The 12,854-nt window shown below is 51.6% G+C and carries 12 protein-coding genes and 1 riboswitch; of the genes, 5 read left to right on the forward strand and 7 right to left on the reverse strand.

The window, feature by feature from the left end; genetic code table 11:
• The first annotated feature begins 50 nt into the window (after positions 1 to 50).
• Together malF and malG are read left to right on the forward strand one after the other, a co-directional pair.
• Positions 51 to 1,595 carry a maltose ABC transporter permease MalF gene (gene malF / locus AABJ99_RS22035; protein WP_001353545.1) on the forward strand — a complete coding sequence of 515 codons (1,545 nt, stop codon included), beginning with the start codon at positions 51 to 53 and terminating at the stop codon, positions 1,593 to 1,595.
• 14 nt (positions 1,596 to 1,609) lie between these two features.
• Entirely contained in the window at positions 1,610 to 2,500 is an 891-nt protein-coding gene (gene malG, locus AABJ99_RS22040; RefSeq protein WP_001252058.1) for a maltose ABC transporter permease MalG, read from the forward strand.
• 93 nt (positions 2,501 to 2,593) lie between these two features.
• Here the strand turns inward: malG and psiE are convergent, their stop codons facing one another.
• Positions 2,594 to 3,004, reverse strand: coding sequence for a phosphate-starvation-inducible protein PsiE (gene psiE, locus AABJ99_RS22045; protein WP_000202899.1), 411 nt, complete (start codon positions 3,002 to 3,004; stop codon positions 2,594 to 2,596).
• 214 nt (positions 3,005 to 3,218) lie between these two features.
• Here psiE and AABJ99_RS22050 point away from each other — a divergent pair, with 214 nt between their 5' ends.
• Positions 3,219 to 3,497, forward strand: a complete 279-nt coding sequence (locus AABJ99_RS22050; RefSeq protein ID WP_001295279.1) for a periplasmic protein — start codon at positions 3,219 to 3,221, stop codon at positions 3,495 to 3,497.
• Between the two features lie 46 nt (positions 3,498 to 3,543).
• Here the strand turns inward: AABJ99_RS22050 and yjbH are convergent, their stop codons facing one another.
• From yjbH to pgi, 5 genes are all read right to left on the reverse strand, one after another.
• Positions 3,544 to 5,640 carry a YjbH domain-containing protein gene (yjbH, locus tag AABJ99_RS22055; RefSeq protein WP_338387452.1) on the reverse strand — a complete coding sequence of 699 codons (2,097 nt, stop codon included), beginning with the start codon at positions 5,638 to 5,640 and terminating at the stop codon, positions 3,544 to 3,546.
• Positions 5,640 to 6,377 carry a capsule biosynthesis GfcC family protein gene (gene yjbG, locus AABJ99_RS22060; protein WP_039020359.1) on the reverse strand — a complete coding sequence of 246 codons (738 nt, stop codon included), beginning with the start codon at positions 6,375 to 6,377 and terminating at the stop codon, positions 5,640 to 5,642. Before yjbG ends, yjbH begins: the two co-directional genes overlap by 1 nt.
• Positions 6,374 to 7,012 (reverse strand): YjbF family lipoprotein, encoded by a 639-nt coding sequence (gene yjbF / locus AABJ99_RS22065; RefSeq protein ID WP_001296632.1) that lies wholly within the window; start codon positions 7,010 to 7,012, stop codon positions 6,374 to 6,376. The genes yjbG and yjbF overlap by 4 nt, the downstream gene beginning before the upstream one ends.
• A gap of 114 nt (positions 7,013 to 7,126) precedes the next feature.
• Positions 7,127 to 7,369, reverse strand: coding sequence for an exopolysaccharide production protein YjbE (gene yjbE, locus AABJ99_RS22070; RefSeq protein ID WP_000757329.1), 243 nt, complete (start codon positions 7,367 to 7,369; stop codon positions 7,127 to 7,129).
• Between the two features lie 512 nt (positions 7,370 to 7,881).
• Positions 7,882 to 9,531 carry a glucose-6-phosphate isomerase gene (gene pgi, locus AABJ99_RS22075; RefSeq protein ID WP_000790001.1) on the reverse strand — a complete coding sequence of 550 codons (1,650 nt, stop codon included), beginning with the start codon at positions 9,529 to 9,531 and terminating at the stop codon, positions 7,882 to 7,884.
• Positions 9,532 to 9,767: 236 nt separating this feature from the next.
• A riboswitch (Lysine riboswitch) is annotated at positions 9,768 to 9,964 on the forward strand.
• Between the two features lie 91 nt (positions 9,965 to 10,055).
• On the opposite strand from pgi, the gene lysC reads away from it, so the two are divergent.
• Both lysC and yjbD read left to right on the forward strand, forming a co-directional pair.
• Positions 10,056 to 11,405, forward strand: coding sequence for a lysine-sensitive aspartokinase 3 (lysC, locus tag AABJ99_RS22080; protein WP_001290305.1), 1,350 nt, complete (start codon positions 10,056 to 10,058; stop codon positions 11,403 to 11,405).
• Positions 11,406 to 11,656: 251 nt separating this feature from the next.
• Positions 11,657 to 11,929, forward strand: a complete 273-nt coding sequence (gene yjbD, locus AABJ99_RS22085; protein ID WP_001207638.1) for a DUF3811 domain-containing protein — start codon at positions 11,657 to 11,659, stop codon at positions 11,927 to 11,929.
• On the opposite strand, the gene rluF is transcribed toward yjbD, so the two are convergent.
• On the reverse strand, positions 11,930 to 12,802 hold the full coding sequence (gene rluF / locus AABJ99_RS22090; protein WP_000936373.1) for a 23S rRNA pseudouridine(2604) synthase RluF: 873 nt from the start codon (positions 12,800 to 12,802) through the stop codon (positions 11,930 to 11,932). It lies immediately after the preceding gene.
• Positions 12,803 to 12,854: the final 52 nt, after the last annotated feature.

A 12,854-nucleotide genomic window follows, 5' to 3' on the forward strand; every position in this document is an offset into this window, starting at 1 on the left:
GTCGGATAAGGCGTAAATGCTTTATCTGTCCTGGAATGAGGAAGAACCCCATGGATGTCATTAAAAAGAAACATTGGTGGCAAAGCGACGCGCTGAAATGGTCAGTGTTAGGTCTGCTCGGCCTGCTGGTGGGTTACCTTGTTGTTTTAATGTACGCACAAGGGGAATACCTGTTCGCCATTACCACGCTGATATTGAGTTCAGCGGGGCTGTATATTTTCGCCAATCGTAAAGCCTACGCCTGGCGCTATGTCTATCCGGGAATGGCTGGGATGGGGCTATTCGTCCTTTTCCCTCTGGTCTGCACCATCGCCATTGCCTTCACCAACTACAGCAGCACTAACCAGCTGACTTTTGAACGTGCGCAGGAAGTGTTGTTAGATCGCTCCTGGCAAGCAGGCAAAACCTATAACTTTGGTCTTTACCCGGCGGGCGATGAGTGGCAACTGGCGCTCAGCGACGGCGAAACTGGCAAAAATTACCTCTCCGACGCGTTTAAATTTGGCGGCGAGCAAAAACTGCAACTAAAAGAAACAGCCGCCCAGCCTGAAGGCGAGCGCGCGAATCTGCGTGTGATTACCCAGAATCGTCAGGCACTGAGTGACATTACTGCCATTCTGCCGGATGGTAACAAAGTGATGATGAGCTCCCTGCGCCAGTTTTCTGGCACGCAGCCGCTCTACACACTCGACGGTGACGGCACGCTGACGAATAACCAGAGCGGTGTGAAATATCGGCCGAATAACCAAATTGGTTTTTACCAGTCCATTACCGCCGACGGCAACTGGGGCGATGAAAAGTTAAGCCCCGGTTACACCGTGACCACCGGCTGGAAAAACTTTACCCGCGTCTTCACCGACGAAGGCATTCAGAAACCGTTCCTCGCCATTTTCGTCTGGACCGTGGTGTTCTCGCTAATCACCGTCTTTTTAACAGTGGCGGTCGGCATGGTTCTGGCGTGTCTGGTGCAGTGGGAAGCGTTGCGCGGCAAAGCGGTCTATCGTGTCCTGCTGATTCTGCCCTACGCGGTGCCATCGTTTATTTCAATCTTGATTTTCAAAGGGTTGTTTAACCAGAGCTTCGGTGAAATCAACATGATGTTGAGCGCGCTATTTGGCGTGAAGCCTGCCTGGTTTAGCGATCCGACCACTGCCCGCACGATGCTGATTATCGTCAACACCTGGCTGGGTTATCCGTACATGATGATCCTCTGCATGGGCTTGTTGAAAGCGATTCCGGACGATCTGTATGAAGCCTCAGCAATGGATGGCGCAGGTCCATTCCAGAACTTCTTTAAAATTACGCTGCCGCTGCTGATTAAGCCGCTCACACCGCTAATGATCGCCAGCTTCGCCTTTAACTTTAACAACTTCGTGCTGATTCAACTGTTAACTAACGGCGGCCCGGATCGTCTTGGCACTACCACGCCAGCCGGTTATACCGACCTGCTCGTTAACTACACCTACCGCATCGCCTTTGAAGGCGGCGGTGGTCAGGACTTCGGTCTGGCGGCGGCAATTGCCACGCTGATCTTCCTGCTGGTGGGTGCGCTGGCGATCGTCAACCTGAAAGCCACGCGAATGAAGTTTGATTAAGGGAGATAACAAAAATGGCAATGGTCCAACCGAAATCGCAAAAAGCACGTTTGTTTATTACTCATCTGCTACTGCTACTTTTTATCGCGGCGATTATGTTCCCGCTGCTGATGGTCGTCGCTATCTCTCTGCGTCAGGGGAACTTCGCGACTGGTAGCCTGATCCCGGAACAAATCTCCTGGGATCACTGGAAACTGGCGTTAGGTTTTAGCGTTGAACAGGCTGATGGGCGCATTACGCCACCGCCGTTCCCGGTACTGCTGTGGCTGTGGAACTCAGTAAAGGTCGCCGGAATTTCCGCGATTGGCATTGTTGCGCTATCCACCACCTGCGCCTACGCTTTCGCCCGTATGCGCTTTCCTGGTAAAGCGACACTGCTGAAAGGCATGCTGATTTTCCAGATGTTCCCGGCGGTGCTTTCACTGGTAGCGTTGTATGCGTTATTTGATCGTTTGGGTGAGTACATTCCATTCATCGGCCTGAATACTCACGGCGGCGTAATCTTCGCGTACCTGGGGGGGATTGCGCTGCATGTCTGGACCATCAAAGGCTATTTCGAAACCATCGACAGTTCGCTGGAAGAAGCGGCGGCGCTGGATGGTGCAACACCGTGGCAGGCCTTCCGCCTTGTCCTGTTGCCGCTGTCAGTGCCGATTCTGGCGGTGGTGTTCATCCTGTCGTTTATCGCTGCCATTACTGAAGTTCCGGTCGCGTCGTTGTTACTGCGTGACGTAAACAGCTACACCCTGGCCGTGGGAATGCAGCAATACCTCAACCCGCAAAACTACCTGTGGGGTGACTTTGCCGCCGCTGCCGTGATGTCTGCATTACCGATCACCATCGTCTTCTTGCTGGCTCAACGCTGGCTGGTCAACGGACTGACGGCAGGTGGTGTGAAAGGTTAAAGATGTTGTTCTGCCAATGTTATGCCGCTACACCCTCAACTTACGTTATCCCAACTTGTGACTGTTATTCGGCGCTCTATGGAGCGCCTTTTTTTACTCCCGCTTCAGCCGTTTCGAATTACACAGCCATAAGGTGATCACCAGTAGCAGGATCGCTGCCGAGTAGATCAACACATCCAGTGGTGATTTATGATCGACGATGATCAAGCGCACAATGGCGGTGATCCCGATATAGACAAAGTAACGCAAGGGAAAGTGAAAACCGGACTGAAAGTACTTCACAATCAACGCGATAAATTCGAAATAGAGAAAGTAAACCACCAGCCCTTCCACCAGCTCATATTTGCTGGCTTGTTCTGGCGCGAACAGCACATCAGCCAGATGCACCGTTTCTTTGCCGAGGAAGACAACCAAAATCAGGCCGAGGCACAACAGGCCAAGATTGAGTACGGTCTGCAAAATGGTGGAGATAAACTCCACGCGCGGACGAGAGAGTGACGTCATAGCAGTACCTCCATCACAGTGGCGAACTTCCTGTATAACGCAAAAATGTGACGGAGATCTATATTTTTTGTGTATGTTTTGTTCAACCTGGATTAAGTGGGCATCTCCCATCAACATCGTATCTGGCAAAACACACAGCCCAAAAAATCACCCATTCAGGTGATTCCCAGCCACCAGCAATGCGCGAAAAATCGACAATGTTCCTCTGGAACAAATGAAACGTAACCTGATAAAGGTGGTAAAAATGAAGCCTTATTTTGCTGCTTTGATGTTATCAGTCTCTGTCCTTCCTGCTTATGCTGGTCCGCTCGGTACTGCTGATAAAGCCGACTTACCGCAAAGCAATGTCTCCAGCCCAATGATGGCCCAGTCGCTCAGGCAACCAGACCTGCAACCAATATCGACGGACAGGAAAACAGAATGTTTTCGCCTTTACACACCAGATCGCAAACCGGGGGTGAACTGCGTTCCTGATGGCTCGACAGGCCATTAAGAATGAAGGTGCCAGTGAGTGCGAAAACTGGCACCTTTCCTCTGACTTAGCGGAAATTGACGCTTCGGTCGCTGGTCATGTCATACAACTGGAACTTACGCCCAAGTTGCTGACCACCGTCACGCGTCAGCGGCGTCCAGCCAATTGCCGCTCGGCTACGAGTCGGGCCAGACGAGAAGAGATCCAACGGTACAGAGATATACACGCCTTTGGTGAAGTCCCCTTCGCCGTACTCCTCTTTCGAAACATTCGTGATCGTGGCATACCCACCCACTACCACGCCGCTGTCAAAGCGTTTGGCGATTTCCAGCGTGCCGCCTTTATCCCCTGCCAGATATTGCCCGACGCTGGCTTTCACTAACACATCCTGAGCGAAAGATGGCGTCCAGTAGGCGGTCAAATGACCAGTTTTCACGCTGTAATCGGTGAATTTCATCATATCTTTCGCGCTACGCCAGTCGCGCTGTTTAACGTAGTTAGCATCCAGACCAAACGCCCAGTTGCTATCCAGCGGGCGATACAATACTTCTGCCCCCGCGCCGCCAAACATGGTTTCGAGATAACCACCGTAGACCTGACCGTAGAAGCCGTTGCCCAGATGCTGGAAATAGTTGGCTTGCAGGTTATTCACATAGACATCATTCTGCACATACTCACGCACATGGGTACGAACGCGCGGTAAGTGCGAGTCCTGCGGTGGATTGGTGTAATTAAACTTGTCGTAATTGTTCGCCAGGTTAGCAAACAGGCTACCGGTGGTCAGCAGATGGTCCGTCAGCCACAAATCCGCCGTTCCCATCACGCCCAACTGGTACATGTAAAAGTTTTCCGGGCCCCCGACCGACTGGTTCAGCACCGGATCGATATGGAAATCAAAGCGCGATTTGTCGATATACCAGCCCTGCTCGGTGGACGCAGGAACTACCGGCTCGACGCGTTTTTGCGCCAGCGTCGTTTCGTGGCCCAACGGCTCTGCGGCGAGATGATTTTTCAGGCTGGCGACATCGGTTTCCGTCGTCACCTGCGGCATGTTAAGGCGATTTTCTGTAACGCGGATCGTCTTGATCCCCTCCGGCAGATCGTTCATCACGATCCGATTAGCACGGATGATCCCTTCACGCGAATCACGATATTTCACCTGCTCACCGGTGACGTACAGCGTATCGCCTTTCGTCTGGATCTGCGGATCGGCCAGTCCGGCGTTGTATTTCAACAGCGTTAACTGATTCGCCACCACCGAATGCTGCAAAATGGCATCCTGCGGCTGCGGTTGATATTGCGGGCGGGCGTTATCGTTGTAGGACGGGCGTAGATCGTTAAAGTTGGTACGCAGCGTGACGCCAAACATAAAGGTGTTACCGCGTTCATAGCTAAGGTTAACGTCGGCCCAATCGGTAACGCGATAAATCGCCCCGACGTTAAACTTACTTTTTTGCTCCAGCTTCCCGGCAAAATCCTGCTGATAATTATTGCCTTCATACTCCAGTTTCAGACGCAGCGGCTGCCAGGGCGTCTGGTATTCCACGCCGCCAAACAGTGAGGCCGGACCGTGGAACATCTGGCTGCCGTCGATAGATCCCGCTTGTTTGTAGCTGTTATCGCGATAGCAATATTTGTCACTGGCTGAACAGAGCGGATTTTTCACGTTACCGCTGGTGCCCAGATATCCCCAGCCCAGGCCGAGCGTAAAATCGAATGGCCCCCAGGCTTTGCTGGCGACAAGATATTCCGCATCGAACAGCCCCGTACCGCCGATATCCCGCGCACCAACCGCTATCTGCGGCAGCCAGTAACTCTCTTCCCATAAACGCAGTTTGAGATCGAAGGCTTTATCTTTATACGTTTGATCACCAGAGAACGCTTCTACGCTGCTGTACTGCCGAGTGCGCACGTCGGTATAACGCAGCGTTGTTTCCAACCACGGGAAGAGTTGCACTGAAGCTGAGTAATAACGGTACTGATCGTTATCGCGATAGTTCAGACTCAACTCCCCTTCCCACGCCATGCGCGCGGTAGGTGTTTGTAATAATCCTACACCACCGAAATCCGATTGCGACGGACCAATGGGCGCAGGATATGTTTCGCCGTAGCAAGCCGTGCAAATGCCCAGCGCCAGTAAACTAAGCAGATGTCTTTTTTTCATTATTGCGGTATCCGCTGCGTCAGAGTCTGAAGAATGTCAGCGTTAAGGGCATCAGGCGTCTCACTCCAGACGGAGTCCGCGAGGCCAACATAAATAATGCTGCCGGGCATCGGCTCTACGTGACGCTTGTTCCAGTAAGCCACCGGTGCTTTTTGCGTGCGTCCATCCGGATAAACGACCCACGCGTAGCTGCGATCCGCGCCGCTAAGCAGACTTTGCCCGGAGAGATAGCTCGCCACGTCGCGACCGGGAGTGAATGGCTGATTGCCAGGACGGCTGATAAGCCCGAATAACGTGACCGTGGACGGTGGTGGTCCGACCCACAGCGTGTAGTTGCCCTGCAACGGCGGGTTACCGCGTTCGGCAACGCGCACGATATCAGGATCAAGATTGATTTTTTGTCTGCCCGTCACCTTCAACGCCTGAATTTGCTGGCGTAAGGCGTTAATGGCGGCGGCATCGTCGGTGCTGGATTCTGAGGCCAGTTCTGCCAGCCTTGTCAGCAACGCCTGCTGCTGCCGTAATGCCGCCGCCGTTGCCAGCTCTTCGCTAATCACCGCTCCGGGCCACCAACTGTTTGCGAGCCGCGGTTGACCTACCAGATCAATTAAATGCTCTGCGCCTGTCAGCGTTTTGGCCTCATTGCTGCCATTACTGAACACTTTGACGGTGCCTGCCGCAAAGACCGATGACGCTCCCACGCTCATAATCAACGCAGCAATAGTTTGTTTAATCATTGTTTTGCCGCCTTGATGAGAGTGGTTTTCACCGGGAAATAATCCGCGCCGAGATACTGTTCCGACTGGCGAATTTGCCCTTCGCTGTCGATCCAATAGCGGTTATGCCAGCGTGCCTGGTCGGTGGAGACTTCTTCGTCCAGCACACGAACCGGAGTTTCATCGCTACCGACTTTGACGGTATCGGTGCCATCCCATTTGAAAACCGAGCGTGCGGTGGCGTAGCGCACCTGCTGGTACTCGGTCCAGCCCATCGTGCGCGTCCAGGTTGCGCCATCAACAATTTGTGCGGGTTTTATCAGCGGGTCGGCGGCAAGGTTATTCACTTCAATCAGGTTGTCGCCGCCAAGTAAAGTCTTCACCAGACGACCATGTTGTGTGACGAGAGTGGCTTGATCCTGAGTAACCCATTTTTGTTGTCCGTCTTCAGCGAAGGCCAGCACCACAAACAACTGCGGCCCGCCATTAAGCTGCATGTACTGGCTGGCATAGGGCATATTTTGAATATCATCGTCCGTCAGCTGTACGCCTGGCGTACCGAACAGACTGTCCCACAGTGAATTGCCCAGCTCTTTAGTCGTGGCTGAACAAGCCTGTAATAGCAGGCAGATAAGAATGAGTGCAGGTCGCTTCACGACTCTTCTCCAGAGGGGCAGAATAACCACACCGGAGTGTGGTTATGGTTAATCCCCGTCATACTTCAAGCCACAGATGCGATGACTCGAATTATTTTAGGGATACATACTTTATTACTGGGTACTGGTGGTCGTGGTTGTGGTGGTCCCGGTATTAGAACCATCACCGCCACCGGTTGCCGCGAGCGCGACACCCACCGCCGAGCTTACGGTGCTGACGCTGGTCGCGGAGGAGCTACCCGCCGAAACCGACGTTGCTGCCGCCCCTGCCGCTTCGCCCACCTGTACAGGTGCAGCCCACGCAGAAGTCGCCGCAAGCGCAGATATGGCAAAAATGCCATACAGAACTTTTTTCATAACAATTTCCCTTCATTGAATGAATGGAGATTTACCCAAAAACATTTCGGGCGGGATTGAGTATACACAACTAAAGCATGCGAATTACGGCGTGGGGAATTAGTGATGGGGTTTTAAGATAATTGGAATGAATATCAAATATAAGTTTCAACTTATATATAAATAATATTTAAAATCAAAAATTTAAAACAAAATCAAAAATAATTAACCTACGTATTTTCCGAAATCAATCATGATTAAAAATCTATTTTAGGATTAACCTCACGGTATGATTTTCGTTAAATCACAGACAAGGGGATTTATCTGATAAAACAATGCCGACTTATAGTCGGCATTGTTATTAAGGTTATTTAATTAACCGTGCTATGCATTAATTGCCGAATACGATGTACATATCGGCATCGATCTGTAGGCCTGATAAGACGCGTAAAGCGTCGCATCAGGCACCAGTTGCCGGATGCGGCGTAAACGCCTTATCCGGCCTACATAGCGGCATCAGGCATGAACGATGATTAACCGCGCCACGCTTTATAGCGGTTAATCAGACCATTGGTCGAGCTATCGTGGCTGCTGATTTCTTTGTCATCTTTCAGCTCTGGCAGAATACGGTTCGCCAGCTGTTTACCCAGCTCCACGCCCCACTGGTCGAAGGTGAAGATGTTCAGGATCACGCCCTGAGTAAAGATTTTGTGCTCATACAGCGCAATCAACGCACCCAGGCTGAACGGAGTGATTTCACGCAGCAGGATGGAGTTAGTCGGGCGGTTACCTTCGAACACTTTGAACGGTACCACGTAGTCAAGCGTTGCCGGATCTTTACCCTGATCGCGATATTCCTGCTCAACCACTTCGCGGGATTTACCAAACGCCAGCGCTTCGGTCTGAGCGAAGAAGTTAGACAGCAGTTTCTGGTGATGATCAGAGAGCGGGTTATGGGTGATAGCCGGGGCGATGAAATCGCATGGCACCATCTTCGTACCCTGGTGGATCAGCTGGTAGAACGCGTGCTGACCGTTCGTGCCAGGTTCACCCCAGATAATCGGGCCAGTCTGGTAATCCACAACGTTACCGTTACGGTCTACATACTTGCCGTTGGACTCCATATTGCCCTGCTGGAAGTACGCTGCGAAACGGTGCATATACTGGTCGTACGGCAGAATCGCTTCAGTTTCCGCGCCAAAGAAATTGTTGTACCAGATGCCGATCAGCGCCAGCAGTACAGGCAGGTTTTTCTCTGCAGGCGTGGTGGAGAAATGCTTGTCCATCGCGTGTGCGCCGGAAAGCAGTTCAACGAAGTTATCAAAGCCGATGGAGAGAACAATCGACAAGCCAATCGCTGACCATAAAGAGTAACGACCGCCGACCCAGTCCCAGAACTCGAACATGTTGGCGGTATCAATACCAAACTCACCAACGGCTTTGGCATTGGTTGAGAGCGCCGCAAAGTGTTTCGCAACGTGTTTCTCATCACCTGCCGCTTTCAGGAACCAGTCACGCGCGCTATGGGCGTTGGTCATGGTTTCCTGAGTGGTGAAGGTTTTAGATGCTACCAGGAACAGCGTGGTTTCCGGGTTTACTTTTTTCAGCACTTCCGCGATGTGAGTTCCATCGACGTTAGAAACAAAGTGCATGTTCAGGTGATTTTTGTACGGACGCAGTGCTTCGGTCACCATGTACGGCCCGAGGTCAGAACCGCCGATCCCGATGTTCACTACGTCAGTGATTGCTTTGCCGGTATAGCCTTTCCACTCACCGGAAATAATCGCTTCCGAGAAGGTTTTCATCTTCTCCAGCACGGCGTTAACTTCCGGCATGACATCTTTGCCATCAACCAGAATCGGGGTATTGCTACGGTTACGCAACGCTACGTGCAGTACGGCGCGGTTTTCAGTGCGGTTGATCTTCTCGCCAGAGAACATCGACTTAATCGCACTCGCCAGATCGCACTCTTTCGCCAGATCCTGTAATTTCGCCAGCGTCTCTTCAGTGATGCGGTTTTTGGAGTAATCCACCAGCATCTGATCGTCGAAGGTTGCGGAGAACTTAGAAAAACGATCGCCGTCTTTAGCAAAAAGATCGGCGATCGTAACGTCTTTCATTTCATCGAAGTGTTTCTGTAGTGCCTGCCAGGCCGCGGTCTGCGTTGGATTGATGTTTTTCATTAGCAATACTCTTCTGATTTTGAGAATTGTGACTTTGGAAGATTGTAGCGCCAGTCACAGAAAAATGTGATGGTTTTAGTGCCGTTAGCGTAATGTTGAGTGTAAACCCTTAGCGCGATGAAGCATTTATTAGTTGAACTACTGACCGCCAGGAGTGGATGAAAAATCCGCATGACCCCATCGTTGACAACCGCCCCGCTCACCCTTTATTTATAAATGTACTACCTGCGCTAGCGCAGGCCAGAAGAGGCGCGTTGCCCAAGTAACGGTGTTGGAGGAGCCAGTCCTGTGATAACACCTGAGGGGGTGCATCGCCGAGGTGATTGAACGGCTGGCCACGTTCATCATCGGCTACAGGGGCTGAATCCCCTGGGTTGTCACCAGAAGCGTTCGCAGTCGGGCGTTTCGCAAGTGGTGGAGCACTTCTGGGTGAAAATAGTAGCGAAGTATCGCTCTGCGCCCACCCGTCTTCCGCTCTTCCCTTGTGCCAAGGCTGAAAATGGATCCCCTGACACGAGGTAGTTATGTCTGAAATTGTTGTCTCCAAATTTGGCGGTACCAGCGTAGCTGATTTTGACGCGATGAACCGCAGCGCCGATATTGTGCTTTCTGATGCCAACGTACGTTTAGTTGTCCTCTCGGCTTCTGCTGGTATCACTAATCTACTGGTCGCTTTAGCTGAAGGACTGGAACCTGGCGAGCGATTCGAAAAACTCGACGCAATCCGCAATATCCAGTTTGCCATTCTGGAACGTCTGCGTTACCCGAACGTTATCCGTGAAGAGATTGAACGTCTGCTGGAGAACATTACTGTTCTGGCAGAAGCGGCGGCGCTGGCAACGTCTCCGGCGCTGACAGATGAACTGGTCAGCCACGGCGAGCTGATGTCGACCCTGCTGTTTGTTGAGATCCTGCGCGAACGCGATATTCAGGCACAGTGGTTTGATGTACGTAAAGTGATGCGTACTAATGACCGATTTGGTCGTGCAGAGCCAGACGTAGCCGCGCTGGCGGAACTGACCGCGCTGCAGCTGCTCCCGCGCCTCAATGAAGGCTTAGTGATCACCCAAGGATTTATCGGCAGCGAAAGTAAAGGTCGTACAACGACGCTTGGCCGTGGAGGCAGCGATTATACGGCAGCCTTGCTGGCGGAGGCCTTACACGCTTCTCGTGTTGATATCTGGACCGATGTCCCAGGCATCTACACCACCGATCCACGCGTGGTCACCGCAGCAAAACGTATTGATGAAATCGCGTTTGCCGAAGCGGCAGAGATGGCAACTTTTGGTGCAAAAGTACTGCATCCGGCAACATTGCTACCCGCAGTACGCAGCGATATTCCGGTGTTTGTCGGCTCCAGTAAAGACCCACGTGCAGGTGGTACGCTGGTGTGCAATAAAACTGAAAATCCGCCGCTGTTCCGTGCCCTGGCGCTTCGTCGTAATCAGACTCTGCTCACTTTGCACAGCCTGAATATGCTGCATTCTCGCGGTTTCCTCGCGGAAGTTTTCGGCATTCTCGCGCGGCATAATATTTCGGTGGATCTCATCACCACCTCCGAAGTGAGCGTGGCGTTGACACTTGATACCACCGGTTCCACCTCCACTGGCGATACATTGCTGACGCAATCCCTGCTGATGGAGCTGTCTGCACTATGCCGGGTAGAAGTGGAAGAAGGTCTGGCACTGGTCGCGTTAATTGGTAATGACCTGTCAAAAGCCTGCGGCGTTGGCAAAGAGGTATTTGGCGTACTGGAACCGTTTAACATCCGCATGATTTGCTACGGCGCATCCAGCCATAACCTGTGCTTCCTGGTGCCCGGCGAAGATGCCGAGCAGGTGGTGCAGAAGCTGCATTTTAATTTGTTTGAGTAAACACAGTATGGCCCGAAAGACATTATTTCGGGCCGTATGTTTTTCTTGTCATTATGCCCATCAATAAACGAGTCTATTCCCTGTTAACCAGCATCTTTATCTGAGAATAATTACCTTTAATTTTTTATCTGCATCTCTAGCTAATTATCGAGAGAGATAAATAGTTAAGAGAAGGCAAAATGAATATTATCAGTTCTGCTCGCAAAGGAATTCCCGTACACTGAACTCTCCGGCTCACTGAGGGCACCATCATGGCACTCCCCCGTATTACCCAAAAAGAGATGACTGAACGCGAGCAGCGCGAACTAAAAACATTGCTGGATCGCGCGCGTATTGCGCATGGTCGCGTGCTGACCAACTCGGAAACTAACAGCATTAAGAAAGAGTACATCGATAAATTAATGGTTGAGCGTGAGGCTGAAGCAAAAAAAGCCCGCCAGTTGAAGAAAAAGCAGGCTTATAAACCCGATCCCGAAGCATCGTTTAGCTGGTCGGCAAATACGTCGACGCGTGGTAGGCGCTGATCAGCGCCCCTTCTTTTTGCGCCCCGGCGAGGTAAAACGCTTACCGTTGGACGCCGGGCGACCGCCTTTTTCCGCCGTTTTTTCCATCTTAACGACTGGACGTTTGATGCCCGCCGTTTTCGGTTTGGCCTTCGCTTTGGGTTTTACCTCAGAAGTGGAATTCTCAATTAATTTAAAGAGATCAATTAGCTCATCGTCGGTTAAATCGCGCCACTCACCCAGCGGAATGCCGCTTAAACTGACGTTCATAATGCGCGTACGCTCCAGCTTTTTCACTTCGTAACCAAAGTGCTCACACATGCGACGGATCTGACGGTTCAGGCCCTGCACCAGGGTAATGCGGAAGACAAACGGCGCTTCTTTTTTGACTTTACACTTTTTAGTCACTGTCCCGAGGATTGGCACCCCCGCCCCCATACCACGAATAAATTCATCGGTAATCGGTTTATCGACCGTCACCAGATACTCTTTCTCATGATCGTTACCCGCACGGAGGATCTTATTCACCAGATCGCCGTGATTGGTGAGGAAAATCAGCCCCTGGGAGTCTTTATCCAGGCGGCCAATCGGGAACACGCGTTTGCTGTGGTTAACAAAATCGACAATGTTATCGCGCTCGCCATCTTCGGTGGTGCTGACAATACCGACGGGCTTGTTCAGGGCGATAAGTACCAAATCTTCGGCTTCCCGAGGCTCAATCAACTGACCATTTACTTTCACAACGTCGCCGGGTTTCACCTGATCGCCAATGGTGGCTCGCTTGCCATTAAGGAACACATTGCCTTGCTCGATATAGCGATCCGCTTCGCGGCGTGAGCAAATTCCGCTTTCGCTGATGTATTTATTTAAACGGACTGATGAGTCGGGCAGCATAAATTCTCCTGTAAAAAACGGAATATACCGTACCTTTGGGTTGATAAAAAAT

This window comes from Escherichia coli, from assembly GCF_036503815.1.
Taxonomy (GTDB): domain Bacteria; phylum Pseudomonadota; class Gammaproteobacteria; order Enterobacterales; family Enterobacteriaceae; genus Escherichia; species Escherichia coli_F.